This window comes from Comamonas sp. UBA7528 (assembly GCF_002479375.1).
Taxonomy (GTDB): Bacteria; Pseudomonadota; Gammaproteobacteria; order Burkholderiales; family Burkholderiaceae_C; genus Comamonas.
Genome location: NZ_DLMU01000001.1, coordinates 239,475 through 266,001, shown reverse-complemented (window position 1 = coordinate 266,001; position 26,527 = coordinate 239,475). Strand labels below are relative to the sequence as shown.

Below are 26,527 nucleotides of genomic sequence, written 5' to 3'. Positions count from 1 at the left end.
GGGGCTGCCGGAAAGCATGCATGTTGACTGAAACTTCCGCCCAAGCTGCGCGCCGCTGCGTGGCCGTGTTGGTGGCGGCTCCGGCCTCGGGTCAGGGCAAGACCACCGTGACCGCCGCGCTGGCGCGCTGGCACACCCGCCAGGGGCGCACGGTGCGCGTGTTCAAGTGCGGTCCGGACTTTCTGGACCCCTATTGGCACCAGCTGGCCAGCGGTGCGCCGGTGCACAACCTGGACGGCTGGATGGTGGGCATGGACGAGGTCCGGGCCCGCCTGCATGCCGCTGCCGGCGAGGCCGACGTCATCCTGATCGAAGGGGTGATGGGCCTGTTCGACGGCAGCCCGACCGCGGCCGATCTGGCCCAGCAGTTGGGGGTGCCCGTGCTGCTGGTGGTGGATGCGGGCGCCATGGCCGGCTCGTTTGGCGCCCTGGTGCTGGGCATGCGGCAGTACCAGCCGCAGGTGCCGTGGGCCGGGGTGCTGGCCAACCGCGTGGCCACCGGCATGCATGCGCAGATGCTGCAGACCAGCCTGCGCGAACCCGAGCTGTGGCTGGGCGCGCTGGCGCGCATCGGCCAGGGCAGGGATGCACAGCTGCTGCCGGAGCGCCACCTGGGCCTGGTGGCCGCGCACGAGCTGCCCGATGCCATGGCGCGCCTGAACGCCGCCGCCGACCAACTGGCGGACACCCCGCTGGGCCAGATGGACTGGGCCGCCTGGCAGCGCTGGAGCGTGGAATTCCCCGCTGCTGCCGCGGCCCAGCCGCCGGCCGGACAGCAGGCGTTGCAGCCCTGGCTGCAGGGGCGCACGGTGGCCGTGGCCAGCGATGCGGCCTTCAGCTTCATCTACCCGGCCAACCTGGACTGCCTGCAGGCCATGGGGGCCAATCTGGCATTTTTCTCACCCCTGGCCGGCGAAGGCCTGCCGCCCTGCGACGCCCTGTGGCTGCCCGGCGGCTATCCGGAACTGCATGCCGACAAGCTGGCGGCCAACACCGGGCTGCAGGCCGATCTGCGCGCCCACGTGGCGGCGGGCAAGGCCGTGTGGGCCGAATGCGGCGGCATGCTGGCCCTGGGGCAGCAGATCACCGATGCGCAAGGCCAGTCCCGGCCGCTGTGGGACATCCTGCCGGGCACGGCACAGATGCAGACCCGGCTGGCCGGTCTGGGCATGCAGCAATGCGTGCTGCAAGGCAGCGTGCTGCGCGGCCACACCTTCCACTATTCGCGCTTTGACTGCAGTGCGCCCGAGGTGGGGCGCACCAGCCGCGCACGCCAGCCGGTGGAGCCCGGCAAGGGCGAGGCGGTCTACCGGCAGGGCAGCGTGCATGCCAGCTACTTCCACGCCTGGTTCCCTTCGCACCCGCGTGCGGTGGCCGCCTTGCTGGGGGCCGAAACAGTGTCCTGGGACGGGCCGGCAGAGCTTTCATAATCCACGCCACCATGAGCGATTCCCTTTCTTCCCCCGTGGCCTGGCAGGAACTCATCCTGGGCGGCCAGAAAAGCGGCAAGACCCGCCGTGCAGAACAGGCTGCGCGTGACTGGCTGGATGCCGCCCCCGGGCGCAGCGCCACCTACCTGGCCACCGGCCAGGCCTGGGACGACGAGATGCGCGCCCGCATTGCCCGCCACCAGGTGGACCGGGCCGCGCGCGTGCCGGGCATGCAGACGGTGGAAGCGCCGCTGCAGCTGGCCCAGGCCTTGCAGGCCCATAGCAGCCCCCAGGCGCTGGTGGTGGTGGACTGCCTGACCATGTGGCTGACCAACTGGATGATGCCCATGGAGGCCACTGCGTCCGCTGCGTCGTCCGCCCCGTCGTCGGCGCCATCTGCGGCGCCAACGCCGGACTGGGGCGCGCAGCGCAGCCGGTTTCTGCAGGTGCTGGCGCACTGCCCCGGCCCGGTGGTGCTGGTGGGCAACGAGATCGGCCTGGGCGTGATCCCCATGGGGCGCGAGGTGCGCGCCTTTGTCGACACGCTCGGGGTCTTGAACCAGGACGTGGCCGCCGTGTGCAGCCGCGTGACCTTGATGGCAGCGGGCTTGCCGCTGCAGCTGAAATGACCGGGATGGCTTCTTCCATGGCACTGCCGCGCGCTGCGGCCCAGGGATTGCGCCACCGTGCAGCGGCCATCGCCTGCCTGGTCCTGTGGGCGGCGCTGCCGTCCATGCCCGCGCAGGCCGCTGCAGTGCCGCCGCCGCTGGCGGAAAGTGCGCGCCTGGCGCCGCAGCCCATCACCGATGACCGGGGCAGGACCGTGCAGCTGGCCAAACCGCCGCAGCGCATCGTCAGCCTGCTGCCGTCGCTGACCGAAAGCACCTGCGCCCTGGGCCTGTGCGACCGGCTGGTGGGCGTGGACCGCTACTCGGACTGGCCGGCTTCGGTGCAGAAACTGCCCGTGGTAGGCGGCGGGCTGGACCCCAGCGTGGAATCCATCGTCGCCCTCAAGCCCGATCTGGTGCTGCTGTCCAATGCCTCCAAGGTGGCGGAGCGTCTGGAGTCACTGGGCATCAAGGTCGCCGCGCTGGAAGTGAAATCGCAGGCCGGCGTGCACCAGGTGCTCGACAAGCTCGGCCGGTTGCTGGGCGTGCCCCCGGCCCAGGGAGCCGACCGGGTCTGGCGCGAACTGCAGACCGGCGTGGCCGATATGGCCCGGCAGATGCCGGACAGCGCCAAGCAGGTGCGTGTGTACTTTGAAGTCAGCCGCGGCCCGTATGCGGCAGGGCCCCAGTCCTTCATCGGTGAAACACTGACCCAGCTGGGCGTGCGCAATGTGGTGCCGTCCGATCTGGGGCCGTTCCCGCGCCTGAGCCCCGAATTCCTGCTGCGCGCCCAGCCCGATGTGATCATGCTGGGCAACCGCAGCATGCAGGTGGCCACCAGCTACCCGGGCTGGAACAGCCTCAAGGCCGTGCGCGGCAACCAGGTGTGCACATTCAGCGAACAGGAATCCAATGTCATCGTGCGCCCCGGCCCCCGCATGGCCGAGGCGGCGCAGCTGATTGCCCGCTGCCTGATCGACAAGGCCCCCAAAGCGCCTGCATCGGGGGCGAACCGCTGATGGTGCATCCCATGTCATCCTCTTCCGCGCACCGGCATGCCCATGCCCCGGGCCAGCGCCGCAGCACCGTGCTGGCCCTGGTGCTGTTGGCGCTGACCGCCGTCCTGCTGATGGGGGGCGCCAGCGTGGGCAGCACCGGCTGGGAAAGCGTGCTGCGCATGCGGGACGACCCCGTGTCATGGCAGATCGTGGTGGACATCCGGCTGCCGCGCTCCCTGGGGGCATGGCTGGCCGGTGCGCTGCTGGGCCTGGCAGGCGCCGTGGCGCAAGGGCTGTTCCGCAATCCGCTGGCCGATCCCTACCTGCTGGGCAGTGCCTCTGGCGCTTCGCTGGGCAGTGCCGTGGGTCTGGTGCTGATGGGCTCGTCGGTGACCAGCCTGAACCTGCTGTACCGCCTGGGCATGACCGGCATGGCCTTTGTCGGCGCCGCCTGCGCCGTGGCGCTGACCGTGGTGCTGGCGCGCAATGTGCAGAACACGCTGCGCCTGCTGCTGGCCGGCGTGATCGTGGGTGTGGTGCTGGGCGCCGTGCGCGATCTGCTGGAGCTGCGCCACCCCGACATCCTGCAGGCCATGCAGGCCTTCACCCTGGGGACTTCCGCCTTTGTGGGCTGGGAAGGCTGCGTGCTGATGGCCGGCGTGCTGCTGGTGTGCGGCCTGGCCACCTGGGCCTGCGCCCGCGTGCTGGACGGGCTGACCCTGGGCGAGGCCACGGCCGCCAGCCTGGGCCTGCCGCTGGCGCAGCTGCGCTATGGCCTGGTCGCGGTGCTGGCGCTGGCCACGGGGACCTCGGTGGCCCAGACCGGTCTGATTGCCTTTGTGGGCCTGGCGGCCCCGCACCTGGTGCGCAGCCTGGTGCGTGTGGGCCATGGCCGCAGCACCTTGCTGGCGGCTGCCATGGGGGGCGTGCTGCTGCTGGCGGCCGACATCCTGGCGCGCTGGCTGGTGGCGCCGCAGGAGCTGCCCGTGGGCGTGCTCACCGCCGCCCTGGGCGGCAGCTACCTGCTGTGGCGCATGCACCGCAGCACGCGCGCAGGGGGGGCGATGTGATGCCGTCCCATTCGCCGAGCCTGGCCCTCAGCGCGCACCGGATCCATGCCAGCGTGCACGCCCAACCCATTCTGCGGGATCTGTCCGTGGACTTCACACAGGGGCGCTGGACTAGCATCGTCGGCCCCAACGGCGCTGGCAAATCCAGCCTGCTGAAGGTGCTCAGCGGCCTGTGGCCCGCGCACAGCCTGCAGGGCCAGGTGGCGCTGCAGGGCCGGCCGCTGCACAGCTGGCCGCGCCGGCAGCGCGCCCAGATCCTGGCCTGGCTGGGCCAGGGCGAGGTGGTCACTGAAGACCTGACCGTGCTGGACGTGGCCCTGCTGGGCCGCCTGCCGCACCAGTCCTGGCTGGCCGCGCCCAACAGCGCGGACCACGCGATCGTGGAGCGCTGCCTGCGCCAGACACAGGCCTGGGAATGGCGCCATCGTCCGGTGGCCGAACTCTCGGGCGGCGAGCGCCAGCGGGTGCTGCTGGCCCGGGCCATGGCCGTGCAGGCCAGCGTGCTGCTGATGGATGAGCCGCTGGCCAATCTGGACCCGCCGCACCAGACCGACTGGATGCATGCCGTACGCGCCCTGGTGGCGCAGGGCACCACGGTGGTCAGCGTGCTGCACGAGCTCTCGTTTGCCTTGCTGGCCGATGAGATGGTGGTGATGGCGGCAGGGCAGGTGGTGCACCACGGTGCCTGCCAGGCCCCGGAGACCCATGCGGCGCTGGAAGCCGTGTTCGACCACCGCATCCGCATCTGCCAGGTGGAAGACCTGTGGATGGCGCTGCCACGCTGATGGACGCACTGATTTTTTAACCTGCATTGCCCGCAATGCCCTTTGGAAGGAGACCTGCCATGCATATCGAACCGGGACTGGTGGATGGAAGCAAGATACTGCTGAGCTATGCTACGGCCACGGCCGCGCTGGCCTACACCGCCAAACTGGCATGGGACATGTTGCGGCACAACGGCCCGTTGGCCCTGCTGCTGCGCTCGGCCGTGGCCGCTGCGCTGGTGTTCGCCTTCTTCGAGGTGTTCCCGCACCACCCCGTGGGCGTGTCGGAGGTGCACCTGATCCTGGGCACCACCTTGCTGCTGATCTTCGGCTCCGCACCGGCGGCGATCGGGCTGGCCGCCGGCCTGCTGGTGCAAAGCCTGTTCTTTGCTCCCCAGGATCTGCCGCAGTACGGCATGAACGTGACCACCTTGCTGGTGCCGCTGTTCGCCACGGCCGCCCTGGCGCGCCGGGTGATCCCCGCCGACATGGCTTATGTGGACCTGGGCTACGCGCAGACCTTCAAGCTGTCGGTGGCCTACCAGGGCGGCATCGTGCTGTGGGTGGGCTTCTGGGCCATTTATGGCCAGGGCGCTGGTGCCGCCAATCTGGCGGACATTGGCCGCTTTGGCGCAGCCTATATGACGGTGGTGCTGCTGGAGCCCCTGATCGATCTGGGCGTGCTGGCCATCGCCAAGGCGTGGCAGCGCCTGCAGGGCAGCGCCCTGGTGGAGCGCCGCATGTACCAGGCCGCCTGATCGATCGGACCTGACCTGGCCTAACCGAGCCGGGCCGCTGGTGCCGGTTGTTTGCGCATGGGCCACCGTGGTGGCCCCCTTTTTTGGAATCTCCCGGACCTTGAAGGTCCACTCTCGCCTTATGCAAATCGAAACCCCTCCTTCCGAAAAGCCTTACGAAAAGCCCGAGGGCGAACGCCGCGGCCTGGTCATCGTCAACACCGGTGACGGCAAGGGCAAAAGCACGGCCGCCTTCGGCCTGGCTTTCCGCGCCACCGGACGGGGCAAGGCCGTCAAGGTCTACCAGTTCATGAAGGTGCCGACCGCCCGCTTTGGCGAACACCGCCTGGCCGAACGGGTGGACCTGCCCGTGGTGGGCCTGGGGGACGGCTTCAGCTGGAAGAGCAAGGACCTGGAGCAATCGGGCCAGCTGGCGCGCGATGGCTGGGAAAAGGCCAAGGCCGACATCCTCTCGGGCGAGTACTTCCTCGTGGTGCTGGACGAAATCACCTACCCGCTGATCTACGGCTGGCTGCCGCTGGAAGATGTGCTGGGGACCCTGCGCAACCGCCCCAAGGACGTGCATGTCTGCCTGACCGGCCGCCGCTGCCCCCAGGAAATCATCGACCTCGCCGACACCGTGACCGAGATGAAGCTGATCAAGCACGCCTTCCAGGCGGGCGTTCCGGCGCAGCGCGGCATCGAGGACTGAACGCTGCCAGCGGCGCAGCATCCGGCCATAGTGCAGCATTTTGGGCGCTGCCCGGGTCATGCGCCGCTGCCGCTGGAAGTCCCTGCGCCAAAGGCCCACAATCCCCCTATGTCTGAAGCACCCACCACCCCGACCATTGCGGCCACGCCGTTCACCGAGGCCGAGCGTGCCGCCGTCTACCGCGCCATCTATGAGCGCCGGGACATGCGCCACTTTGCCGGCGGCACGGTGGCCGAAGACGTGCTGCTGCGCCTGCTGCGTGCAGCGCACCATGCGCCCAGCGTGGGTTTCATGCAGCCGTGGCGCTTTCTGCGCGTGCGCAGCCCGGCGCTGCGCCAGGGCATCCATGCGCTGGTGGAGCAGGAGCGCTTGCGCACCGCCCAGGCCCTGGGCGTGCGCGAAGAAGACTTCATGAAGCTGAAGGTGCAGGGGGTGCTGGATGCGGCCGAGGTGCTGGTCGTGGCCATGCCGCCGGGCCGCGAGGCGCACATCTTCGGCCGCCGCACCTTGCCGGAGATGGACATCGCCAGCACCGCCTGCGCCATCCAGAACATGTGGCTGGCTGCGCGGGCCGAAGGCCTGGGTCTGGGCTGGGTGTCGATCTTCGACCCCCAGGAACTGGCCCAGCTGCTGCAGATGCCCGAAGGCGCCCACCCGCTGGGCGTGCTGTGCCTGGGACCAGTGGATGCCTATTACGCCGAGCCCATGCTGCAACAGGAAAAATGGGCCTGCCGCGCGCCGCTGGAAGACATGCTGATGGACGACCTGTGGGATGCCTCGCGTCCGCCGCCGGTGGCGGCCACACCGCCAGCGCCTGCACCGTCGGGTGCCGCCCCATCGGGTGCCGCCCCATCGGGGGGCTCCCCCAAGGCCGCGCCGGACGGCGCCCAGCCCTGAGCCGGTGTGCCTGTTTTTTTGTGCCCCGGCCCTGGCTGGCGGGGGCAGGTGATCTGTGACTGAATGACTGCGATACCGTTGATCGAGCTGCTGGCCACGGCCGTGAGCCCGCTGGCCTGGCTGTGGAAGCTGTGCACCACCAGCGGCGGTGCGCCCCAGCTGTGGGCCCAGGACCTGATGGGCGCGGCCCTGGCCGTGCTGGTGGCGCTGGCGCTGGACCGGCTGTGGGGCGAGCCGCCCGTGTGGCTGCACCCGGTGGTCTGGATGGGCCGCCTGCTGGGCGCCACCGGCCGGTGGATCGCGCCCCGCGCGCCGGTGTCCCGGGACTGGATGCGTTTTGCCGCCGGCATGCTGGCCTGGTGTGCGCAGGCCGCCCTGGTAGGCCTGATCTATGCCGTGCTGCAGCTGTTGCTGCCGCCCCAGCCCTGGTGGCTGGCGGGCGCGCTGACCGGCGTGCTGCTCAAGCCGCTGCTGTCCTGGCGCATGCTCAAGGATGAGGTGCTGGCGGTGGAAGCCGCCCTGCAGCAGTCCCTGCCGGCAGGGCGCGAACGCCTGACCTGGCTGGTGAGCCGCGATACCGCGCAACTCGATGCGGCCACCGTGCGCGAAAGCACCATCGAGACGCTGGCAGAAAACCTGAACGATTCGGTGATCGCGCCGCTGTTCTGGTTTCTCGTGGGGGGGCTGCCCGGGGCGGCCATCTACCGCTTTGCCAACACGGCCGATGCCATGTGGGGCTACCCCGGCTGGCGCGGCACGGGCGCCCAGCGCCGCCACTGGCAATGGGCGGGCAAATGGGCGGCGCGCGCGGACGATGTGCTGAACTGGATTCCGGCACGCATCACTGCCGCCTGGCTGGCGCTGCTGGCCGGTGGCGTGTCCTGGTCCGGCCTGCGCCGCGATGCGGCGGTGACGCCGTCGCCCAACGGCGGCTGGCCCATGGGGTGCATGGCGCAGGCGCTGGGGGTGCACCTGTCCAAGCCGGGGGTCTACCAGCTCAACCCGGCGGGCAGGGCGCCGCAGGCCGATGATGTGCAGCGTGCCGTGGGTCTGGCCTCCCGGGTGGTGACCCTGCAAGTCGGGGCCGCGCTGGCAGCGCTGGCCGGCCTGGGCCTCTGGCTGTGGGGGGCTGCCCTCCATGGCTAGTTTTTCCCACGGCGGTACCGATGCGCTGGGCGTGCCCGCCCATGATTTTTCCACCAACCGCAACGCCTGCGGGCCGTGTCCTGCAGCGGTGGCGGCACTGCAGTCCGCGCATGTGGCGCAGTACCCCGATCCGCTCTACACCGATCTGCGCGCGCAGCTGGCAGCCTTCCATGGCGTGGCGGTGGCGCGCGTGCTGGTGGGCGGCAGCAGCAGCGAGCTGATCCACCGCTTCACCCAGCACGCCGTGCGCAGCGGAGCGCGCCGCGCCACATTGCCTGCGCACCACTACGGCGACTACCTCCAGGCCGCGCAGGTCTGGGGGCTGGCGGCGCAGTCCCGCTCCGTCCCCGGGCCGCAGGGCCTGCACTGGGCCTGCGAGCCCTCCAGCCCGCTGGGGGCGCCGGACGCGGTCTGGCCCGACTGGGCGGCGCCGCCGGCCAGTGGCCCCACATGGCGCATGCTGGACTGTGCCTACCGCCCGCTGTGGCTGGAAGGCACAGCGCCGCAGCGCGATCTGGACACCGTCTGGCAGCTGTGGACGCCGAACAAGGCGCTGGGCATGACCGGCGTGCGCGCGGCCTATGCGATAGCGCCACTGCATGCGGCGGCGCAGGAGCTGGAAGCCCTGCGCCTGCTGGCCCCGTCGTGGGTCGTGGGCGCGCACGGTGTGGCCATGCTGCAGGCCTGGGTGTCCCCGCCGGTGCAGCAATGGCTGGCGCAGAGCCTGGAGACGCTGCGTGCCTGGAAAGCGCAGCAGCTGGTGCTGTGCGAACAGCTCGGCTGGCAGGTGGTCACTGGCCACCAGGCCAATTACCTGGTCGCGCGCCTGCCGCTGCCGCCGCAGGAGCTGGGGCACAGCCTGGCGGCCTTGCGGACCCACGGCGTGAAGCTGCGCGACTGTGCCAGCTTCGGGCTGCCCGGCCATGTGCGCCTGGGCGTGCTGCCGCCGGCATCACAGGCCGCGTTGGCGCAGGCCTGGAACCTTCTGGAGAACTAGAACATGACAGCCTCGATTCAACTTCCGCGCCCCGTGCCCGGCCAGCGCCCGGCGCTGTGCGTGATGGTGCTGGGCACCAGCAGCGGCGCTGGCAAGAGCTGGGTGGCCACGGCCCTGTGCGCCTGGTACGGCGCACAGGGCTACCGGGTGGCCCCATTCAAGGCGCAGAACATGAGCAACAACGCGCGCGTGGTGGCCACGCCCGACGGCAAGTGGGGCGAAATCGGCACGGCGCAGTACCTGCAGGCCCTGGCGGCCGGCGTGGTGCCCGATGTGCGCATGAACCCGCTGCTGCTCAAGCCCGAGGCCGACACCCGCAGCCAGGTGGTGCTGCTGGGGCAGGTGGACGAGGCCCTGTCCCAGCTGCCCTGGCGGGGCCGCAGCCTGCGGGTCTGGCCGCAGATTGCGCAGGCGCTGGATGCGCTGCGCGCCGAAAACGATGTGGTGGTGATCGAGGGCGCGGGCTCGCCCGCCGAGATCAATCTGCACAGCAGCGATGTGGTGAACATGCGCGTGGCCCGGCACTGCGGCGCGCACTGTCTGCTGGTGTCGGACATCGACCGGGGCGGGGCGTTTGCCCACCTCTACGGCACCTGGGCGCTGTTGCCGGAAGACGAGCAGGCCCTGATCCAAGGCTTTGTGCTCAACAAATTCCGTGGCGATGCCGCCTTGCTGGCCCCGGCCCCGCAGATGCTGCAGGACAGGACGGGCGTGCCCACCGTGGCCTGCATTCCCATGCAGTTCCAGCACGGTCTGCCGGAAGAGGATGGCGTGTTCGACGACCGCGGCAGCGCGGGCGCCGGCCAGGCCGTCCACACCACCATTGCCATCGTCGCCTATCCGCGTATCAGCAACCTGGACGAGTTCCAGCCCTTGCTGCAGGTGCCGGGCGTGCGCGTGGTCTGGGCACGCACACCGGCGCAGCTGGCCGGGGCTGATTGGGTCATTCTGCCCGGCAGCAAGGCCACGGCGGCAGACCTGGCCTGGATGCGCAGCCAGGGGCTGGATGCCGCCGTGGTGGCGCACGCCGCTGCGGGCAAGCGGGTGCTGGGTATCTGCGGCGGCCTGCAGATGCTGGGCGAGGCCCTGATCGACCTGCACGGGGTGGACGGCAATGCGGCCGGCCTGGGCCTGTTGCCGGTGACCACGCTGTTCGCGCAGGAGAAGACGGTGCAGCGCACCGAGGTGCGGCTGCCGGCCCTGCCCGCACCCTGGCAGGCCCTGGAAGGCATGGCGGCATCGGTCTATGAAATCCACCATGGCCGGACCGCACCGCACACCGCCATGCAGGCGGCCGGACAGACGGTAGTGGAAGCCGTTCCCGGCCTGCTGTGGCACAGCCCGGACGGCGTCGTTCTGGGCTGCTACTGGCATGGCCTGTTCGAGAACCAGGCCGTGCTGCAGGCATTGTGGGGCACGGCCGCACCGTCGCTGGAAACCGTGTTTGCGCGCATGGCCGAAGGGGTGGGGCGCTGGTTCCAGACGGTGGAATGAACTGCGGCGCTGCCGCACTGTAGGCGGTGGCCTGCATGCGTTGACGGGCTGGGCCGATAAGCCGTCCGGGAAAACACCAGCAAGCTTCGATTCTTGTGTTCCCACCCTGGAAAGGAGTTGCTGATGACACGCACCTGGATTCGTCCCGTCCAACTGGGCCTGAGCGCGCTGGCGCTGAGCATGGCTGGCTGGGCCGGCGCACAAACCGCGGCACCGGCCGATGCCCCGCCACCACCGCCGGCGGCGATGAAAAAGGCCCCCGACAAACCTCCCATGGGCAAGCACCACCGTCCGCACCACCGCGGTGACAAGGCGCAGCACCCCGGGGACCGCGATCCGGCCACCCGCGAAGCGGGCGCGGCACGCGAAGAAGCCCGCCGCGGCAAGCTGGACACCCGGACACCGGAAGACCAGTTGCAGCGCAATGCCCTGGCACGCTGCGAAGTGTTCAAGACCGATCTGGACCGCCAGGCCTGTGTGGGCCGTGTGCGCAGCGGCCAGGTCAGCGGCTCGGTGCAGGATGGCGGCACCATCACCGAATACACCCAGCAGGTCCCGGTACCGCAGTAAGCCACGGCCAGCCGCCCGGACTGGCCCCCGCGCCTGCAGCCTGCTTGTGGCCTGCATGTAGCCCCCAATCTCTTCCGCCCGCGCGGAAGAGATTTTTTATGGTCTTGTGCCATGGCAAAGCCGCCGGTGCGGGCGCAGGAGGATACTTGGACGCTTCTTTTGTGAGCGTGGCACGCAGCCCGTGCCCCGCGTAGGAACCGCTTCGCCATGTACGACTTTCTGCCCGCCATCCCGTCCATCCAGGACGACACCTTCACCCAGCATGTGCAGCAGTTGCTGGACCACAAGACCAAGCCCGTGGGCTCGCTGGGCGTGCTGGAGCGCCTGGCGCTGCGTGTGGCGACCATCCTGGGCCAGGACCAGCCGGTGCTGCAGCACCCGCAGATGGTGATTTTCGCGGCCGACCATGGTCTGGCTGCGCGGGGCGTGTCGGCCTATCCCACCGATGTCACCTGGCAGATGGTGGAGAACTTTCTGGCCGGGGGCGCGGCGGTGAGCGTGCTCTCGCGCACCAACGGCATCCACCTGAACATCGTGGATTGCGGCGTGGCGCGCGACATTGCCCGCCGCGAGCAGGACCCGGAAGACAAGCTGCCCAAGCCCGGCGAGCCGCGCCTGTGGCGCCGCAAGGTGGCCTATGGCACGCAGGACAGCTCGGTCGGCCCCGCGATGACCGATGCCGAATGCCGCCTGGCGATCCAGAACGGCATGGCGCTGGTCAAAAAGCTTCCGGGCAACGCGCTGCTGCTGGGCGAGATGGGCATCGGCAACACCTCCTGCGCATCGTTGCTGCTGGCGCGGCTGGCCAACATCGATGTGGCCAGCGTCAGCGGCATGGGCACTGGCCTGGATGCCGAAGGCGTGCGCCGCAAGGTGGAAGTGCTGCGCGCCGTACTGGACCTGCATGCCGGGGTGACCGAGCCGCTGGCTGTGCTGGCCGCCATGGGCGGGCTGGAAGTGGCCACCATGGTCGGTGCGCTGCTGCAGGCCGCGGCCGAACGCCGCGTGATTCTGGTGGACGGTTTCATCACCTCGGCCGCCGTGCTGGTGGCCAGCCGGCTGTGCCCTGCAGTGCTGGAGCGCTGCGTGTATGCCCATCGCTCGGGCGAGCGCGGCCACACGCTGATGCTGCTGGAGCTGGGGGCAGAGCCCCTGCTGGACTGGCATATGCGCCTGGGCGAAGGCTCGGGGGCGGCCACGGCCTGGCCACTGCTGGTGGCCGCCTGTGCCGTGCTGCGCGAGATGGCCAGTTTCAGCACGGCCGGGGTGTCGGTCAAAAGCGCCTGACCGGCGCCTGCCGCGCAAGGCGCCCTGTGGCGCTGCGCCTTGTCTTCCCGTCTCCGGTCAGCCCGGGGCGGAGAAGGGGGGGGGGGTGTCAGCGTACCTGAATGCCGGGCAGGAATTCAATGCCGGTGCGGCGCACCAGTTCCTGGTAGCTGATGGGGCGGGTCACCGTGGCGTGGTCGGCATTGGCCTGCCAGTGGGCCCAGGCGCGGTGGGTCTGGGCGTCGTAGACCAGTTTGAACAGGTGGGACGGCACGCGCACATGGTTGGCGCCCACGGAGTGTTCTTCACCCTGGTAGACCGGGCCGGTGATGATGAACACATCGCCCTGGGCGCGACGGGCATAGCGGCGCGTGTCCTGCTCGATGCGTGCCCAGGGGCCGCCGTTCTGCTCGATGGACTGGGGCACCATATTGGCCAGCGAAAAGCTCTGCGCCATGGCCTGGGGGGTGGGCATGTCGCCGGCCGGCGCCATGTGGCCGCGGGAATAGCCGGAGCGCTTGTAATCCTCCAGCTCGGCGCGTTCGGCGCGGGGCAGGCGGGCATCGGCATAGAAGCGGTTGCTGCGCTTTTCGTCAGCGTCTTCCACCAGCGCGCGGTTCAGGCGCTGGGCCACGAACATCGGGGTCTTGGTGCTGCCGTTGTGCAGCACCGCGAATGCGTCATAGCACAGGGCGCGCAGGCGCGGCAGAGGCTGCACGGCCGGCGGCGTGCCGTTGGCAAAGAAGCTGGGGCATTCGGCAAAGTCCCCGCTGATGGCTGCCGCCGTGGCGGGCAGCAGCGGCGTCTTGGCCTGCAGCAGGGAAGCGGGGAGGGCGGCGGCCAGCAGGGCGGCGGCGGCAATGGCGCGCACCCGGCGCGCCCACGGAAAAGCGAATTTCACGAAATACCTGGGGCACCAGGCCCCTTGTCACAAGCGAAGAGAGAGCGCTGATTGGAACACCAATCGCTTTCTCCTTCCGGGGCACAGGAATTGCCGCCAGGGCCTGCCGGTCCGGTTCAGACAGCTATGCAAAGCTGAGCAGATCTGGCCCTGCCCGGAGTGGGGCAGGTCAGCGCATCAGCGCTTCAGATCGTCCACGGAGGCACTCCAGCGCTCGCCCCAGTTGCTGCGCACCTGGTCGATGCTGCGGCGGTCGCGCTTGGTGGGGCGGCCGTCGTGCCGCCCGGCAATGGCGTCGGCCGGCTCCGGGGCCAGGCGGCGCTGTTCGGCCAGTTGCTGGCGCAGGACCAGGCTGTCGGCGGTTTCTTCATACAGCTGCTGGGCGACGGGGGCCGGGCCGCGCATGCCGCTCAGGCCCCTTACCACCACGGTGCGCGGCACCTGGCCCTGGCGCAGGGCAATGGTGTCGCCCACCCGCACTTCGCGTGCCGGCTTGGCATGGGCGCCGTTCAGGCTGACGCGGCCCTTGCCGATTTCTTCCACGGCCAGGCTGCGGGTCTTGTAAAACCGTGCACACCACAGCCATTTGTCCAATCGCATCGAAAGCAGTTCGCTCATAGCCGTTATTTTGCCTGGGTGAAGGCTGCGTTGGTGCTGCAGTGCATCAGCGCCCGGCCGGCGGGTGCAGCGGCAGCTGCGCCATGGCATCCAGTCCGACCACCTCCCCCGATGTGGGGTGCAGGCGGTTGACCAGGCGCAGCTCACCGTGCAGCGCTTGGACGATTTCGCGGCAGATGGCCAGGCCCAGGCCGGAGCCGCTGTGCCGGTCGCCCGCGGCAAAGGGCTGGAACAGCCGGCGCTCCAGCTCGGGGCTGATGCCGGGGCCGCTGTCGGCAATGCACAGCAGCGCATCGCTGGCGCTGTGGGTGAGCCGCACCTGCAGCGGCGTGCCCGGCGGCGCGTGGCGGATGGCGTTGTGCAGCAGGTTGCGGGTGAGCTCGCGCAGCATCCACTCCGGGGCGGCGACCTGCACCGGCTGGTCGGCCTGCAGCTCGAAGTCCAGGCCCTTGTCGGCCACCAGCGGGGCCAGATCCAGGGCGACATCGCGCACGATCTGCTCCCAGGGCTGGGGGTGGGGCACTTCGGCCTGCTGGCGCAGCTGCTCCACCTTGGCCAGGGCCAGCATCTGGTTGGCCAGGCGGGTGGCGCGGTCCACCGTGGCTTCGATTTCGGCCAGCGCCTGCTCGGGCGGCATGTCGCCGCGCCGTGCGGACTGCACCTGGGTCTTGAGCACGGCCAGCGGTGTGCGCAGCTGGTGGGACGCATCGCGCACAAAGCGCTTCTGGTGGGCCAGCAGCGGGCGCAGCCGGTCCATGACCTGGTTGGTGGCGTTCAGCAGCGGCTGCAGCTCGCGCGGCACGGCGGACGGCTGCAAGGGGCTGAGATCGCCCTGCGGGCGCTGGTCGATGGCATCGCTGATGCGGCGCACCGGCCGGGTGACGCGCTGCACCACCACCAGCACGGTCAACACCACCAGCGCCACCAGCAGGGCCTGGCGCCACAGCGTGTCGCGCAGCAGGTGCAGCGCCAGTGTCTGGCGCAGCTGCAGGGTTTCGGCCACCTGGATCACCGCCATGCTGCGCCCGGTGGCGCTGGCCACGGGCTGCAGCAGCACGGCCACGCGCACCGGTTCGCCGCGAAAGGAGGCATCGTAGAAATCCACCAGCGCGCTGTAGGGCGGGCGCGCCGGGATGCGGCCCCGCCACATGGGCAGATCGGGAAAGCCCGAGACCAGGGCGCCGTCCAGGCTGGAGACGCGGTAGTACATGCGGCTCTGGTTGTCGGCCTCGAAAATCTCCAGCGCCGAATAGGGCACGGTGGCGCGCAGCTGGGCCTGCTGGTCGTAGCCATGCACGTCCAGTTGTTCGCTGATGCTCTTGGCCGAGGCCAGCAGCGTGCGGTCGTAGGCGGTGTGCAGGGTCTGCAGCGATTCCAGGTACAGGCTGTAGGTGTTGAAACCGATGCAGGCCAGCACCGGCACCAGAATGCCCACCAGCAACTGGCGGCGCAGCGACCAGGCGGTGCTGGTGCGGGCGGCGGAGGAAGCGGAGCGGGGCATGGGATCAGGCTGCAGGCGCAGCCGCCACTTTCAGCAGATAGCCCAGGCCGCGCAGCGTGACCAGGTCCACGCCGGTGCCGGCCAGCTTCTTGCGCAGGCGGTAGACCACCACCTCGATGGCCTCGTACTGCACCTCTGTGGCGCCGGGAAACACCAGGCCATACAGCCGCTCCTTGGCCACGGCCTGGCCGGGGCGGGCCAGCAGCGCGTGCATCAGCGCACGCTCGCGCCGGGTGAACTCCAGTGGCTCGCCCAGGTGGTAGATGGCCCCGCTGTCCCGCTCATAGCGCATCAGACCCAGTTGCACCACCTGGCTGTCACCGGCATCGGCCGTGGCCGTGGCCGAGGCGCTGCGGCGCAGCAGCGCGCGCAGGCGGGCTTCCAGTTCGTCCAGATCGAAGGGCTTGGCCAGGTAGTCGTCGGCTCCGGCGTTCAGCCCCAGCACCCGGTCGCCCACAGTGCCCCGGGCGGTGAGCACCAGCACGGGGGTGCGCAGGCCCTGGCGGCGTGCCTGGGCCAGCACATCCAGGCCATCCATGCCGGGCAGGCTCAGGTCCAGCACCACGGCGTCGGGCGGCTGGGCCGTCCACTGCGCCAGGGCCTGAAGGCCGTCGCCCACCCAGTGCACCTGCATGCCGCGCCGCGCCAGGGCGCGCTGCAAGGTGGTGTGCATGGCGGGATCGTCTTCGACCAGGAGAATGTGCATGGCGCAGGAACATAGCACCGCGCAGGCGGGCTGGCAGGGTGGTGGTGCTGGGGTTTTCACTGAGACGGGCGGACAGCGGTTTGACAGGCTGGCGGCGCATGATGCAATGCAGCGCCCCCTGCGTGCATGCGTTCAGCGGGGCGATTCATACCCACAAAGGAGACACAGACATGCGACGCGACACCTTCCTCAAGTCCATGATGGCACTGGCCGCCGCGGGCGCCCTGCCACTGTCGGCCCAGGCCGCCACCGCCATGAAGATGATGCTGCCGGCGAACCCCGGCGGCGGCTGGGATACCACCGGCCGTGCCGTGGGCAAGGCCCTGATCGATGCCGGCGTGGCCTCTACCGTCACCTACGACAACAAGGGCGGTGCGGCCGGTGCCATCGGTCTGGCCCAGTTCGTCAATGGCAGCAAGGGCGATCCCAACGCGCTGATGGTGATGGGCGCGGTGATGCTGGGCGGCATCATCACCGGCAAGCCGCCGGTGAACCTGTCCCAGGCCACGCCGCTGGCACGCCTGACCAGCGAATACAACGTGTTCGTGCTGCCGGCCAACTCGCCCTACAAGAGCATGGCCGAGGTGGTGGCGCAGCTCAAGAAAGATCCCGGCTCCATCAAGTGGGGCGGCGGTTCGCGCGGCTCCACCGAACACATTGCGGCGGCCATGATTGCACGTGCCGTGGGCGTGGACCCGGCCAAGATCAACTACGTGGCCTTCCGTGGGGGCGGCGAGGCGATTTCCGCCATCCTGGGCGGCAATGTGACCATCGGCGGCAGCGGCTACAGCGAATTTGCCGAATACATCACCACCGGCAAGATGAAGCCGGTGGGCGTTACCTCCGATGAGCGCCTCAAGGGCATCGACGTGCCCACGCTCAAGGAGCAGGGCATCGACGTGTCCATCGGCAACTGGCGCGGCATCTACGGTGCGCCCGGCATCAGCAAGGCACAGCGTGACGAGCTGATCGCCAAGCTGGACAAGGCCCTGAAGAGCAAGAGCTGGGCCGAGTCCATGGAAAAGAACGGCTGGACCCCGGCCTGGCTGGCGGGCGACGCTTTTGCCACCTTTGTGGACAAGGAATTCGCCAGCCTGCGCGACACCATGACCCGCTCCGGCATGGTCTGACCGGTGAAACCGTCCGGCAGGCCCTGCCGGACCTTTGGCCGACCGCGGTGACACGCAGCGTGTCCCGCGCAGGCCTGCCTGGCGCGCCAGCCCGTTGCGGGCCGCCATGGCGCACTCCTGTGGAAGGAGGGAATCTCTCATGAACCAAACCAATCCTGCGGACGGAGCTATCCCGTCCGCTGAACCGCCGAGCGAAGGCGGCGCCATCCCTTCCGCGGCCTGGCAGGCGCGGGTCGGCGGCGCTGTGGTGCTGCTGGCCATTGGCATGGGCTGGGGCGCCAGCCATGTACCCGGTGATGCCGGCTATGGCGGTGTCGGTCCGGGCTTCATCCCCTGGGTCTGCGCCGTGGTGCTGGCCATCTGCGGCCTGTGGCTGATCTGGGAAGCCAGGACCGGCGGCTACCGCCATGCGGCCGATCCGGGCGGACAGGCCAAGGCCGACCTCGGCGCCTTTGTCTGGGTCTCGGCCGGCATGCTGCTGAATGCCGGCCTGATTGAGCACCTGGGTTTCATCCTCAGCTGCACGCTGTGCTATGTGCTGGCCGTGCAGGGCCTGCGCCGCGCGGCCAAACAGACCCACACCCTGTCGGGCCGGGGTCTGCTCAAAGACCTGCTGGTGGGCCTGGCGATTGCCGCGCCGGTGTACTGGGCCTTCACGCAATTCCTGGCGATCAACCTGCCAGGACTGACGGAAACAGGGTGGCTGTGATGGAACTTTTCAATGCGCTGATGGGGGGCTTTGCCACCGCCGTCACTCCCATCAATCTGCTGTGGGCCCTGTTGGGCTGTGCACTGGGCACGGCCGTGGGCGTGCTGCCCGGTATCGGCCCGGCGGTGGCGGTGGCCATGCTGCTGCCCATCACTGGCAAGGTGGAGATCACGGCGTCGATGATCTTCTTCTCCGGTATCTACTACGGCGCCATGTACGGTGGCTCCACCACCTCCATTTTGCTGAACACGCCGGGCGAGACGGCTAGCATGGTTACGGCCATGGAAGGCAACAAGATGGCCAAGAGCGGCCGCGCCGGCGCGGCGCTGGCCACGGCGGCCATCGGCTCCTTTGTGGCCGGCACCATCGCCACCGTGGTGGTGACCCTGTTCGCGCCGGCCGTGGCGGACTTTGCCGTCAAGCTGGGCCCGCCCGAGTACTTCATGCTGATGGTGCTGGCTTTCACCACCGTGAGCGCCGTGCTGGGCCAGAGCAGTCTGCGCGGCATGACCGCCCTGTTCCTGGGGCTGGCGCTGGGCTGCGTGGGCATGGACCAGATTTCGGGCGCCGCACGCTACACGGCCGGCCGCATGGAGCTGCTGGACGGCATCGACATCGTGCTGGTGGCCGTGGGCCTGTTTGCCGTGGCCGAAGTGCTGTACGCCGCCCTCTATGAAGGCAAGGTGGAGGACTCGCAGAACAAGCTGACGCGGGTGCACATGTCGGCACGCGACTGGAAGCGTTCCTGGCCCGCCTGGATCCGCGGCACCATCATCGGCACGCCCTTCGGCTGTGTGCCGGCCGGTGGCACCGAGATCCCCACGTTCCTGAGCTATGCGATGGAAAAGAAGCTGGCCAAGGGGGCGAACAAGGACGAGTTCGGCAAGGAAGGCGCCATCGAAGGCGTGGCCGGCCCCGAAGCCGCCAACAACGCCACGGTGACCGCCGCGCTGATCCCGCTGCTGACCTTGGGCATCCCCACCAGCAATACCACGGCGGTGCTGCTGGGGGCGTTCCAGAACTACGGCATCAACCCCGGTCCGCAGTTGTTCTCCAGCTCGGCCGCGCTGGTGTGGGCACTGATTGCCTCGCTGTACATCGGCAACATCATGCTGCTGGTGCTGAACCTGCCCATGGTGGGGATGTGGGTCAAGCTGCTGCGCGTGCCGCGTCCGCAGCTGTACGCCGGCATTCTGATCTTCGCCACCGTGGGTGCCTATGGCATGCGCCAGAGCACGTTCGACCTGTTCCTGCTGTACGGCATCGGCATGCTGGGTGTGCTGATGCGCCGCTTCGACTTCCCCACTGCACCGGTGGTGGTGGGCATGATCCTGGGCCCGCTGGCAGAAGCACAGATGCGCAACGCCGTGGCCATTGGCGAAGGCAGCTTCAGCATCTTCCTGCAGCGTCCCATGTCGCTGACACTGATCGTCATCGTGCTGGCGGTGCTGATCCTGCCGCGTGCGCTCAAGCACTGGGCCGAACGGCGCATGGCCCACCATGCCTCCACCCCCACGGTCTAGGGGGGCTCGGCAGTCCACAAAAAGGGAGCGCATGGCGCTCCCTTTTTTCATGCCGGGACAGGCTGGGGCATGGGCCACCGCACAAGGCTTCCAGGTGGAGGTCCCTGCCTTGGACCTGATCGTGCCGTGGCACAGCGCACGCAATGGCAAGGGGCCCGATCATGGGTGCCTGTGCAGGGAGTGCGGACTGCAGGGCTGAAGTCGGGTGCCCTCGCCACCACCGCATCATCTGTTGCATACGGCCCAAAAAAAAGGGAGCGCATAGCGCTCCCTTTTTTTACTTGCACCGACAGTTGCCGGCGCGGGCCGCTACACGGCTCAGGCTTCGGCCGTGGCCGTTTTTTCCTGGCGCGGCAAGGCGCGGGGGGTGGCGGGGGCCAGGGCTGCAGGAGCCAGTGCCGGGGCCTGCAGGGCCGAGCCCGGCAGCTCCACGGCCGGCGTGGCGCTATGGCTCTGGTCCAGCGTGAACGTGGCCACCACATCGGTCAGCTGGCGGGCTTGCTGGTTCAGGCTGGAGGCGGCGGCCGCGCTTTCTTCCACCAGTGCGGCGTTCTGCTGCGTCACCTGGTCCAGTTGGTTCACGGCGTCGCTGACCTGGCTGATGCCACGCGCCTGCTCCTGGCTGGCGCTGTTGATTTCGTTGATCAGCGCCGAGACCTGCTGCACCTGCTCCACGATGTCCTGGATGGTACCGCCGGCGCTGTCCACCAGACGGGCCCCGCTGCCGACCTGGTCCACGCTTTGCTGGATCAGGGCCTTGATCTCCTTGGCGGCTTCGGCGCTGCGGCCGGCCAGGGAGCGCACTTCGCCGGCCACCACGGCAAAGCCACGGCCCTGTTCACCGGCGCGGGCCGCTTCCACCGCCGCGTTCAGCGCCAGGATGTTGGTCTGGAAGGCGATGCCGTCGATCACGCCGATGATGTCGGCAATCTTGCTGGAACTGGCCGAGATGCTCTGCATGGTGCGGGTGACCTGCTGCATGGCATCGCCGCCCTGGCGCGCTGTGTCGGCGGCGCGCACCGCGAGGGTGGACGCCTGGGCGGCGGCATCGGTGTTGTGGCGCACGGTGGCGGTGAGCTCTTCCATGGACGCTGCCGTCTGCTGCAGGTTGCTGGCTTGGGTCTCGGTGCGTTGCGACAGATCGTTGTTGCCCATGGTGATCTGCGAGGCACCGGTGGCAATCGACTCGCTGCCTGCACGGATGCGGCCCACCACTTCGGAGAGGTTGCTGTTCATGGTGCGCAGCGCGGACAGCAGGCGGCCCACTTCGTCATGGCCCTGGTGGCTGATGTGGGCCGTCAGATCGCCCCGGGCCACGGTTTCTGCCACCTGCACCGCCTGGTTCAGCGGCTCGATGATGGCTCGGATCAGGCGGCGGCCGGTCCACAGGGCCAGTGCAATAGCGGCCAGCAGCACGGCGGCGCTGACGGCCAGCAGACGCTGGTAGTCGGTGTTGGCGTGTTCGTAGGCGGACTGGGCTTCGGTGGTCTGGATGTCGATCAGCTCGTCAAACGCCTTGGCCAGCGGGGTGACGGTGGGAAACAGCCGGTATTCGATGAAGGCGCTCATGCGCTCCATGTCGTAGTTGGTCAGAATGGAGTCCAGTTCCTTGAGGCGGGGCTGGGCGGCTTCCTTCAGGCCCTCGATGCGCTGGATCAGCTCTTTCTCGCTGTCCAGCAAGTCCGTGGCCAGGTAGGCAGCCCACATGCCGTCCATGCGCTGGCGCTGCTCGGCCAGCATCTGCTGGCCATGCTCGGGCAGGATCTGCTGTACATAGACCTTGGTGGCCACTTCGATCAATTTGACCGAATAGCTGTCCGCCGCCACCTTGAGCTGTTGCATGGGCAGGACGCGGTCGTTGTAGATGGTGGACAGGCGCTGGTTGGCCACCTGCAACTGCCACATCAACGCCAGGGCAGAGGTCGCAACCAGAACCAGAAGCGAGATCACCAGACGCCACAGGCGGGCGCGGATGCTGACTTGTTTCATACGAAATTCCTGAGGGGGGAGAGGGCGGGAACGGCTGGCCGGTGCGTGGCGGCGGGTGCTGGCTGGCAAGTCTGTCCAGTCCGTTCGTCAATAGATCCGGCAAATTCTGTCAGTCAATTCACGAAATGAAACATTTGATCTGTCCCCTGAAAAACACTCCGTGATAGCGAATTCATATGGGGTGGCTTTGAATTCCGCATAGGGCTGTCGATTGATGCTCCTGTTTTTGTAGTTTGCGGGCGCTATGTGTTTGTCAGGATGTTGTCAGTATTGAAGCGAAGTTGGTGCGAATCGGCGCTGTTGGGTGCTGATCGGTGCGAATCCATACGCTGCTCTGCGCTTTCGTCTTCCTCTGCGCGCAGAGGACAAGGGTCCGCTCCGGCATAAAAAAACCCGCCCGTCTCGCAGCCGAGGGGGCGGTGTGTGCCGGCACGCCCCAGCGGGGGCGCATCTGTCAGTCCGGCATGGAGCAGTGGCCGCCTTGCACGGCCTGGCCGGAGCCGGCGGCGATCAGGGGCGCTTCGAAGCGCAGGTCCACGGGCTTGGAATGCTGGTAGTCCCAGGCGATGAAGCCCAGCAGCACCACCCAGAAAGCGGTGCGCAGAATGGTTTTTTGCGTCATGGAGCGGTCCCTTGCTTAGAAGCCGAAGCGGCGGCGGATGCGCAGCCCGAAGATGGTGCCGGCAAACGCCAGCGGCACCCAGATCCAGCCGTGGATCGAGCCGGTGGAAATGCCGGAGAACATGGCGCCCACATTGCAGCCAAACGCCAGGCGCGAGCTGTAACCCAGCACCAGCCCGGCGACCAGGGCCACGGCCCACTGCGTGCCGGTCAGCGGCTTGGCGGATGCGGGCTTGCCCGCGCTGACCCACAGCGCGCCGGCCAGAATGCCGATGTTGGTGATGCTGGTCACATCCAGCAGCACCGTCTCCTGCAGGCGCGCGGCATTGCCGGGCTGGCTCCAGAACCAGTTGTGCGACAGGTCCACCGCGCCCGTGGCGTTGGCCACCTTGGCCGCCCACAGGCCGAAGCCGTAGACCACGCCCCAGGGCTGGCCGGCAATCAGCAGGTTGGCCGTGGCCAGCATGGCCAGCAGCACGGCGCCCACCACCCACTTGCGCACAAACAGCGGCTTGGGCGCGATGCCCGCCTGCAGGTTGCTGCGCTTGCAGTACAGGCTCACACCGGCTGCCACCAGCGCCAGACCGGCCAGCGTGGCGGCCAGGGCTGCATCCCAGCCCCAGACCGTGACCAGGCCCACGGGCGCTGCGCGGCCCAGGTCCAGCCACCAGCCCAGGTGCAGGCTGCCCAGAAAGCTGCCAATGGCAAACAGCGGCAGGATGGCCGTGTTCATGGGAATGCCCATGCCGGCCTTGTACAAGGTGCCGCTGCCGCAGCCATCGGCAATCTGCATGCACAGGCCGAACACGAAAGCGCCCACCAGCAGGCTGATGCTGGGCGGGCCCAGGGCGGCGGTCAGTTCCGGAAAATGGCCCAGCAGCGGCATGGCCATGGCGGCGGCCAGGGCCAGCAGCAACAACTGGCCGAAGACCCCGGAAGGGTCCTTGTCTTCGATCAGCATGCGCCAGCCGGTGGTGAAACCGAAGCGCTTGCCGGCCAGCACGGCGCCCAGGCCAATGCCCACGGCAAACAGCGCGGCCTGGCGCAGGGACACGGTCCACAGCAGCCAGCCAAGGAAAAGGGCCATCAGAACGGCCAGGGGGAGTCGTTTCATAGAGTGTGGTTCTGGGAGTCGGCGGTGCAGGGGGTGAAGCCACGCATGGCTTCAACACGAAGTACGGGCTCAGTTCAGCTTTTTCTGCCACCACTGCTGGGTGGCGCGCAGCAGCTGCTCGCCCCGGCCGGGCATGTTCTGCATGGCAGGCATGTCGGGCGACTGGGTCCAGTCCACCATCGATCCGGCGTACAGCTTCACATTCGGCAGGCCGGCCACTTCGCTCAGGCCGAACCAGTCGGTCGCCGCCCAGTGGCCGGTGTTGCAGAACGCCACGGCGTCCTGGCCCTCGGGGTGCTGGATGTGGGCAGCCACTTGCTTGGCCTTGGCGGTCTCCACAAAGGTGGAGGAGCCGGGCACAAACCACTGGTTGAAGTCCAGTTGCACGGCACCGGGCAAGGTGCCGGCCAGCTTGGCGGCGGGCGCCTGGGTCTTGCCCTGGTAGAAGGCGTCGGGGCGCGAATCCACCAGCACGGCGTTGCTCAGCTTGACATGCTGCTGCACATCGTCGCGCGTGGCCAGCCAGCGCGCATCGAAAGTGGGTGCGTACTGGCTCGGTGTCACCTGCACGGCCTTGGTCGACGTGGGCAGCTTGGCCGCGTCCCAGGCCTGCATGCCGCCGTTGACGATGGACAGCTCGGTCATACCCAGCGACTTGAGCGTCCAGTACACCCGGGCCATGGCGCCGAAGTCGGTGGCGTCCTTGCCGGTGGAAACCACCACGGCGTGGGTCCGAGGCGTCAGGCCCAGCGACTGCACCAGTGCCACCAGCTTGGCCTGGTCTGGCAGCTCGCCCGGGTTGCTGGCCGGGCCGCGCCATTTGCCATAGGGGGCGTTCACTGCGCCCGGAATGTGGGCAGCGTCAAAGCCCTTGGGTTCGCGGATGTCGATCACGCGTACTTGCGGGTCTTTGAGCAGGGGCTGCAGCGCAGCCGGTGTCAGCAGGGGCTGGGCGGCCAGGCTCCAGCCGGTGCTGCCCAGGGACAGGGCCAGGGCGATCAGTTTGTGGTTCATGGCATCCGCCGCAGCGCGCGCAGGCAGCTGCGGATGGGAGTGGAAAGAGGCAGATATTGTCCGATCCCTGGGCCCAGGCTTCAACGCACCCTGCGTTTGATGCAGATGCAGCCAGGGCCATTGCGCAGGATCGGGCGAACGGTGGGAGTGGGCACTTGCAGTGCAGGCGCCCCCGGCCGTGTGGCGCAACGGTGCTGCAAACCTCCCCTGCGGCACGACCGGGCAGGGGGAGGGGCTCGCAGCGCCCCAGCGGGTCATTGCAGGGCCTGGCCCTTGAGCTCGGGGATCAGCCACACCGTGGCCACCATGTCGATCACATACAGCGCCGCCAGCAGCGCAATCGCCACCTGGAAGCCGTAGCCCATGGCCAGCGCGCCCACCACCACGGGGCCGAAACCGCCCACGGCACGGCCGATGTTGAACAGCACATTCTGCGCGGTGGCGCGGGCTTCCGTGGGGTAGGCCTCGCTCATCACGGCGCCATAGCCACCCATCATGCCGTTGACAAACAGGCCCAGCACGGCGCCGGCCCACAGCATGGCCGTGGGATCGGACAGCTGGGCGTACAGCACCACCATGACGACGGAGCCCAGCTGGAAGAGCAGAAAGCTGGGCTTGCGGCCGATGCGGTCGGCCAGTTGGCCGAAGACCCAGATGCCGACCATCATCCCGACGATGGTGACGGCCGTCCACATGGCGGACTTGGTCAGGCTGAAGCCCAGCTGCTTGGACAGAAAGCTGGGCATCCAGATCATGATGCCGTAGTAGCCAAAGTTCTGGACCGAAGTGAGCACGATCACACCCAGGCTGGTCCTGGTGGTGGCCTTATCCTTGACCAGCAGCTTGAACGCGGCAAAACGCTGGCCCTTGGCGGGAGCGGGCTTGCGCACAAAGGCTTCGGGCTCGTGCAGCTTGTTGCGGATCACCCAGGCCACGATGGCCGGAATCACCCCCACCAGGAACATGCCGCGCCAGCCGATCACCGGCAGCAGCAGCGGGGTCAGCAGGGCCGCGGCCAGCACGCCCACCTGCCAGCCCAGGGCCACATAGGACGAGACGCGCGCACGGTGGCGTGCCGGCCAGGCTTCGGCGGCCAGCGCCATGCCGATGCCGAACTCGCCGCCCAGGCCGATGCCGGCGATGGTGCGGTAGATCAGCAGGTCCCAGTAGCCCTGTGCCAGGGCGCACAGGCCGGTGAACACGGCGAACAGCATGATGGTCCAGGTCAGTACGCGGATGCGGCCGTAGCGGTCCGACAGCGCACCAAAGAAGATGCCGCCGGCCACGGCGCCGATCAGCGTCCAGGTGACCAGCGAGCCGGCCTGGCCCGGTGTCAGCTGCAGATCGGCCGAGATGGCGCTGAGCATGAAGCCCAGGATCAGCAGATCGAAGCCGTCCATGGCATAGCCGACGGCGGAGCCGGCCAGGGCCTTCCAGCTGTAGCCGTTGATTTCGGTGGGCTGGCAGGTGCCAGCAGGGGAGACTGCGTTCATGGGGTGTCGTTGTCCTTGTGTTGTGGCATGAAAGCGTTTCCGCCGCCCGCCGCAGCCGCCCGCGCGCGGCAAAGCCGCGGCAGGCGCCAATGGACAGGTGGGGAAAGGGCGTAAGGTGGGGGGCGGCGCATGCGCGGCCCTCACAAAAAGCAGCTTCCCCGGACAAGGCCGGGCAGGGTCACAAGGGCGGAGGGGATGGCAGGCCACGTAGCGGCGGCGGCCTGCGCGTTGCGGCGCAGCAGTTGCACGGACAGGGACCGCCCTGGTCCTATGCCGGCAGGCCATGGTGGGGGCGTGCACACGGGGCACGTACCAGTCGATGGCTGCGGGCGCGATTCTGGCAGGCCCGGCGCAGCCCTGCAGGCGGCGCAGGCGGCACCGCTACGCCGCAGGAGGACATGCCGCAGCGGGGCTGCGCGCGGCGCCATTCCGTGGCAGTGCACATGCGCACTGCCGTGCCGCGGTGGTGGGCGGTCTCTGCGGGTACCCAGCAAAACAGCCCTTGTCCGGTGGGCAAGG

25 protein-coding genes are annotated in these 26,527 nt (G+C 68.8%); 16 read left to right on the top strand and 9 right to left on the bottom strand.

Annotation, left to right across the window (positions count from 1 at the left end):
* Positions 1-20: 20 nt before the first annotated feature.
* The 13 genes from B3349_RS01215 (at position 21) to cobT (ending at position 12,710) form a co-directional block, all read left to right on the top strand.
* Positions 21-1,430, top strand: a complete 1,410-nt coding sequence (locus tag B3349_RS01215; RefSeq protein WP_291585682.1) for a cobyrinic acid a,c-diamide synthase CobB — start codon at positions 21-23, stop codon at positions 1,428-1,430.
* 11 nt (positions 1,431-1,441) lie between these two features.
* Positions 1,442-2,059 carry a bifunctional adenosylcobinamide kinase/adenosylcobinamide-phosphate guanylyltransferase gene (locus B3349_RS01210; RefSeq protein ID WP_291585681.1) on the top strand — a complete coding sequence of 206 codons (618 nt, stop codon included), beginning with the start codon at positions 1,442-1,444 and terminating at the stop codon, positions 2,057-2,059.
* A gap of 5 nt (positions 2,060-2,064) precedes the next feature.
* Positions 2,065-3,057 (top strand): ABC transporter substrate-binding protein, encoded by a 993-nt coding sequence (locus B3349_RS01205; RefSeq protein WP_291585680.1) that lies wholly within the window; start codon positions 2,065-2,067, stop codon positions 3,055-3,057.
* Positions 3,058-3,068: 11 nt separating this feature from the next.
* Positions 3,069-4,106, top strand: a complete 1,038-nt coding sequence (locus tag B3349_RS01200) for a FecCD family ABC transporter permease (protein ID WP_291585679.1) — start codon at positions 3,069-3,071, stop codon at positions 4,104-4,106.
* Positions 4,106-4,891 carry an ABC transporter ATP-binding protein gene (locus B3349_RS01195; protein WP_291585678.1) on the top strand — a complete coding sequence of 262 codons (786 nt, stop codon included), beginning with the start codon at positions 4,106-4,108 and terminating at the stop codon, positions 4,889-4,891. The genes B3349_RS01200 and B3349_RS01195 overlap by 1 nt, the downstream gene beginning before the upstream one ends.
* A 59-nt stretch (positions 4,892-4,950) precedes the next feature.
* Positions 4,951-5,628, top strand: coding sequence for an energy-coupling factor ABC transporter permease (locus B3349_RS01190; RefSeq protein ID WP_291585677.1), 678 nt, complete (start codon positions 4,951-4,953; stop codon positions 5,626-5,628).
* A 121-nt stretch (positions 5,629-5,749) separates the two neighbouring features.
* The gene (gene cobO / locus B3349_RS01185; RefSeq protein WP_291585676.1) at positions 5,750-6,319 is read left to right on the top strand and encodes a cob(I)yrinic acid a,c-diamide adenosyltransferase; all 570 of its coding nucleotides are present in this window, start codon (positions 5,750-5,752) and stop codon (positions 6,317-6,319) included.
* A gap of 108 nt (positions 6,320-6,427) precedes the next feature.
* The gene (gene bluB, locus B3349_RS01180) at positions 6,428-7,216 is read left to right on the top strand and encodes a 5,6-dimethylbenzimidazole synthase (protein ID WP_291585675.1); all 789 of its coding nucleotides are present in this window, start codon (positions 6,428-6,430) and stop codon (positions 7,214-7,216) included.
* A 63-nt stretch (positions 7,217-7,279) separates the two neighbouring features.
* The gene (gene cbiB, locus B3349_RS01175) at positions 7,280-8,362 is read left to right on the top strand and encodes an adenosylcobinamide-phosphate synthase CbiB (RefSeq protein WP_291585674.1); all 1,083 of its coding nucleotides are present in this window, start codon (positions 7,280-7,282) and stop codon (positions 8,360-8,362) included.
* Positions 8,355-9,359, top strand: coding sequence for an aminotransferase class I/II-fold pyridoxal phosphate-dependent enzyme (locus tag B3349_RS01170; protein WP_291585673.1), 1,005 nt, complete (start codon positions 8,355-8,357; stop codon positions 9,357-9,359). The genes cbiB and B3349_RS01170 overlap by 8 nt, the downstream gene beginning before the upstream one ends.
* A 3-nt stretch (positions 9,360-9,362) precedes the next feature.
* Positions 9,363-10,853 carry a cobyric acid synthase gene (locus B3349_RS01165; protein WP_291585672.1) on the top strand — a complete coding sequence of 497 codons (1,491 nt, stop codon included), beginning with the start codon at positions 9,363-9,365 and terminating at the stop codon, positions 10,851-10,853.
* 123 nt (positions 10,854-10,976) lie between these two features.
* Positions 10,977-11,423, top strand: coding sequence for a hypothetical protein (locus tag B3349_RS01160; protein ID WP_291585671.1), 447 nt, complete (start codon positions 10,977-10,979; stop codon positions 11,421-11,423).
* A 207-nt stretch (positions 11,424-11,630) separates the two neighbouring features.
* Positions 11,631-12,710: a nicotinate-nucleotide--dimethylbenzimidazole phosphoribosyltransferase gene (gene cobT / locus B3349_RS01155; RefSeq protein ID WP_291585670.1), complete on the top strand. Its 1,080-nt coding sequence runs from the start codon at positions 11,631-11,633 to the stop codon at positions 12,708-12,710.
* An 88-nt stretch (positions 12,711-12,798) separates the two neighbouring features.
* Here the strand turns inward: cobT and B3349_RS01150 are convergent, their stop codons facing one another.
* The 4 genes from B3349_RS01150 to B3349_RS01135 all read right to left on the bottom strand — a co-directional run bounded on the left by B3349_RS01150 (position 12,799) and on the right by B3349_RS01135 (position 16,415).
* Positions 12,799-13,590 carry a DNA/RNA non-specific endonuclease gene (locus tag B3349_RS01150; RefSeq protein ID WP_291585669.1) on the bottom strand — a complete coding sequence of 264 codons (792 nt, stop codon included), beginning with the start codon at positions 13,588-13,590 and terminating at the stop codon, positions 12,799-12,801.
* Between the two features lie 177 nt (positions 13,591-13,767).
* Positions 13,768-14,208, bottom strand: a complete 441-nt coding sequence (hslR, locus tag B3349_RS01145; RefSeq protein WP_291585668.1) for an Hsp15 family ribosome-associated heat shock protein — start codon at positions 14,206-14,208, stop codon at positions 13,768-13,770.
* A gap of 46 nt (positions 14,209-14,254) precedes the next feature.
* On the bottom strand, positions 14,255-15,709 hold the full coding sequence (locus B3349_RS01140; protein WP_291585667.1) for a sensor histidine kinase: 1,455 nt from the start codon (positions 15,707-15,709) through the stop codon (positions 14,255-14,257).
* Positions 15,710-15,713: 4 nt separating this feature from the next.
* Positions 15,714-16,415 carry a response regulator transcription factor gene (locus B3349_RS01135; protein WP_291585666.1) on the bottom strand — a complete coding sequence of 234 codons (702 nt, stop codon included), beginning with the start codon at positions 16,413-16,415 and terminating at the stop codon, positions 15,714-15,716.
* Positions 16,416-16,585: 170 nt separating this feature from the next.
* Here B3349_RS01135 and B3349_RS01130 point away from each other — a divergent pair, with 170 nt between their 5' ends.
* The 3 genes from B3349_RS01130 (at position 16,586) to B3349_RS01120 (ending at position 19,777) form a co-directional block, all read left to right on the top strand.
* Positions 16,586-17,545: a Bug family tripartite tricarboxylate transporter substrate binding protein gene (locus B3349_RS01130; RefSeq protein WP_291585665.1), complete on the top strand. Its 960-nt coding sequence runs from the start codon at positions 16,586-16,588 to the stop codon at positions 17,543-17,545.
* 139 nt (positions 17,546-17,684) lie between these two features.
* On the top strand, positions 17,685-18,254 hold the full coding sequence (locus B3349_RS01125; RefSeq protein ID WP_291585664.1) for a tripartite tricarboxylate transporter TctB family protein: 570 nt from the start codon (positions 17,685-17,687) through the stop codon (positions 18,252-18,254).
* The gene (locus tag B3349_RS01120) at positions 18,254-19,777 is read left to right on the top strand and encodes a tripartite tricarboxylate transporter permease (protein WP_291585663.1); all 1,524 of its coding nucleotides are present in this window, start codon (positions 18,254-18,256) and stop codon (positions 19,775-19,777) included. The genes B3349_RS01125 and B3349_RS01120 overlap by 1 nt, the downstream gene beginning before the upstream one ends.
* Before the next feature lie 318 nt (positions 19,778-20,095).
* Here the strand turns inward: B3349_RS01120 and B3349_RS01115 are convergent, their stop codons facing one another.
* The 5 genes from B3349_RS01115 to B3349_RS01095 all read right to left on the bottom strand — a co-directional run bounded on the left by B3349_RS01115 (position 20,096) and on the right by B3349_RS01095 (position 26,008).
* A complete protein-coding gene (locus B3349_RS01115; RefSeq protein WP_291585662.1) occupies positions 20,096-21,766 on the bottom strand; it encodes a methyl-accepting chemotaxis protein in 1,671 nt (556 codons plus the stop codon).
* Between the two features lie 454 nt (positions 21,767-22,220).
* Positions 22,221-22,388 carry a hypothetical protein gene (locus tag B3349_RS01110; RefSeq protein WP_172591780.1) on the bottom strand — a complete coding sequence of 56 codons (168 nt, stop codon included), beginning with the start codon at positions 22,386-22,388 and terminating at the stop codon, positions 22,221-22,223.
* A 15-nt stretch (positions 22,389-22,403) separates the two neighbouring features.
* Positions 22,404-23,501: a YeeE/YedE thiosulfate transporter family protein gene (locus B3349_RS01105; RefSeq protein WP_291585661.1), complete on the bottom strand. Its 1,098-nt coding sequence runs from the start codon at positions 23,499-23,501 to the stop codon at positions 22,404-22,406.
* Between the two features lie 69 nt (positions 23,502-23,570).
* Positions 23,571-24,515 (bottom strand): sulfurtransferase, encoded by a 945-nt coding sequence (locus B3349_RS01100; protein ID WP_291585660.1) that lies wholly within the window; start codon positions 24,513-24,515, stop codon positions 23,571-23,573.
* Between the two features lie 254 nt (positions 24,516-24,769).
* Positions 24,770-26,008 carry an MFS transporter gene (locus tag B3349_RS01095; protein WP_291585658.1) on the bottom strand — a complete coding sequence of 413 codons (1,239 nt, stop codon included), beginning with the start codon at positions 26,006-26,008 and terminating at the stop codon, positions 24,770-24,772.
* Positions 26,009-26,527: the final 519 nt, after the last annotated feature.

Excerpts from the sequence above, each read along its gene's own strand:
- B3349_RS01215 (WP_291585682.1), top strand. The coding sequence starts at position 21 with ATGTTGACTGAAACTTCCGCCCAAGCTGCGCGCCGCTGCGTGGCCGTG.
- B3349_RS01210 (WP_291585681.1), top strand. The coding sequence starts at position 1,442 with ATGAGCGATTCCCTTTCTTCCCCCGTGGCCTGGCAGGAACTCATCCTG.
- B3349_RS01205 (WP_291585680.1), top strand. The coding sequence starts at position 2,065 with ATGGCTTCTTCCATGGCACTGCCGCGCGCTGCGGCCCAGGGATTGCGC.
- B3349_RS01200 (WP_291585679.1), top strand. The coding sequence starts at position 3,069 with ATGTCATCCTCTTCCGCGCACCGGCATGCCCATGCCCCGGGCCAGCGC.
- B3349_RS01195 (WP_291585678.1), top strand. The coding sequence starts at position 4,106 with ATGCCGTCCCATTCGCCGAGCCTGGCCCTCAGCGCGCACCGGATCCAT.
- B3349_RS01190 (WP_291585677.1), top strand. The coding sequence starts at position 4,951 with ATGCATATCGAACCGGGACTGGTGGATGGAAGCAAGATACTGCTGAGC.
- cobO (WP_291585676.1), top strand. The coding sequence starts at position 5,750 with ATGCAAATCGAAACCCCTCCTTCCGAAAAGCCTTACGAAAAGCCCGAG.
- bluB (WP_291585675.1), top strand. The coding sequence starts at position 6,428 with ATGTCTGAAGCACCCACCACCCCGACCATTGCGGCCACGCCGTTCACC.
- cbiB (WP_291585674.1), top strand. The coding sequence starts at position 7,280 with ATGACTGCGATACCGTTGATCGAGCTGCTGGCCACGGCCGTGAGCCCG.
- B3349_RS01170 (WP_291585673.1), top strand. The coding sequence starts at position 8,355 with ATGGCTAGTTTTTCCCACGGCGGTACCGATGCGCTGGGCGTGCCCGCC.
- B3349_RS01165 (WP_291585672.1), top strand. The coding sequence starts at position 9,363 with ATGACAGCCTCGATTCAACTTCCGCGCCCCGTGCCCGGCCAGCGCCCG.
- B3349_RS01160 (WP_291585671.1), top strand. The coding sequence starts at position 10,977 with ATGACACGCACCTGGATTCGTCCCGTCCAACTGGGCCTGAGCGCGCTG.
- cobT (WP_291585670.1), top strand. The coding sequence starts at position 11,631 with ATGTACGACTTTCTGCCCGCCATCCCGTCCATCCAGGACGACACCTTC.
- hslR (WP_291585668.1), bottom strand. The coding sequence starts at position 14,208 with ATGAGCGAACTGCTTTCGATGCGATTGGACAAATGGCTGTGGTGTGCA.
- B3349_RS01140 (WP_291585667.1), bottom strand. The coding sequence starts at position 15,709 with ATGCCCCGCTCCGCTTCCTCCGCCGCCCGCACCAGCACCGCCTGGTCG.
- B3349_RS01135 (WP_291585666.1), bottom strand. The coding sequence starts at position 16,415 with ATGCACATTCTCCTGGTCGAAGACGATCCCGCCATGCACACCACCTTG.
- B3349_RS01130 (WP_291585665.1), top strand. The coding sequence starts at position 16,586 with ATGCGACGCGACACCTTCCTCAAGTCCATGATGGCACTGGCCGCCGCG.
- B3349_RS01125 (WP_291585664.1), top strand. The coding sequence starts at position 17,685 with ATGAACCAAACCAATCCTGCGGACGGAGCTATCCCGTCCGCTGAACCG.
- B3349_RS01120 (WP_291585663.1), top strand. The coding sequence starts at position 18,254 with ATGGAACTTTTCAATGCGCTGATGGGGGGCTTTGCCACCGCCGTCACT.
- B3349_RS01115 (WP_291585662.1), bottom strand. The coding sequence starts at position 21,766 with ATGAAACAAGTCAGCATCCGCGCCCGCCTGTGGCGTCTGGTGATCTCG.
- B3349_RS01110 (WP_172591780.1), bottom strand. The coding sequence starts at position 22,388 with ATGACGCAAAAAACCATTCTGCGCACCGCTTTCTGGGTGGTGCTGCTG.
- B3349_RS01105 (WP_291585661.1), bottom strand. The coding sequence starts at position 23,501 with ATGAAACGACTCCCCCTGGCCGTTCTGATGGCCCTTTTCCTTGGCTGG.
- B3349_RS01100 (WP_291585660.1), bottom strand. The coding sequence starts at position 24,515 with ATGAACCACAAACTGATCGCCCTGGCCCTGTCCCTGGGCAGCACCGGC.
- B3349_RS01095 (WP_291585658.1), bottom strand. The coding sequence starts at position 26,008 with ATGAACGCAGTCTCCCCTGCTGGCACCTGCCAGCCCACCGAAATCAAC.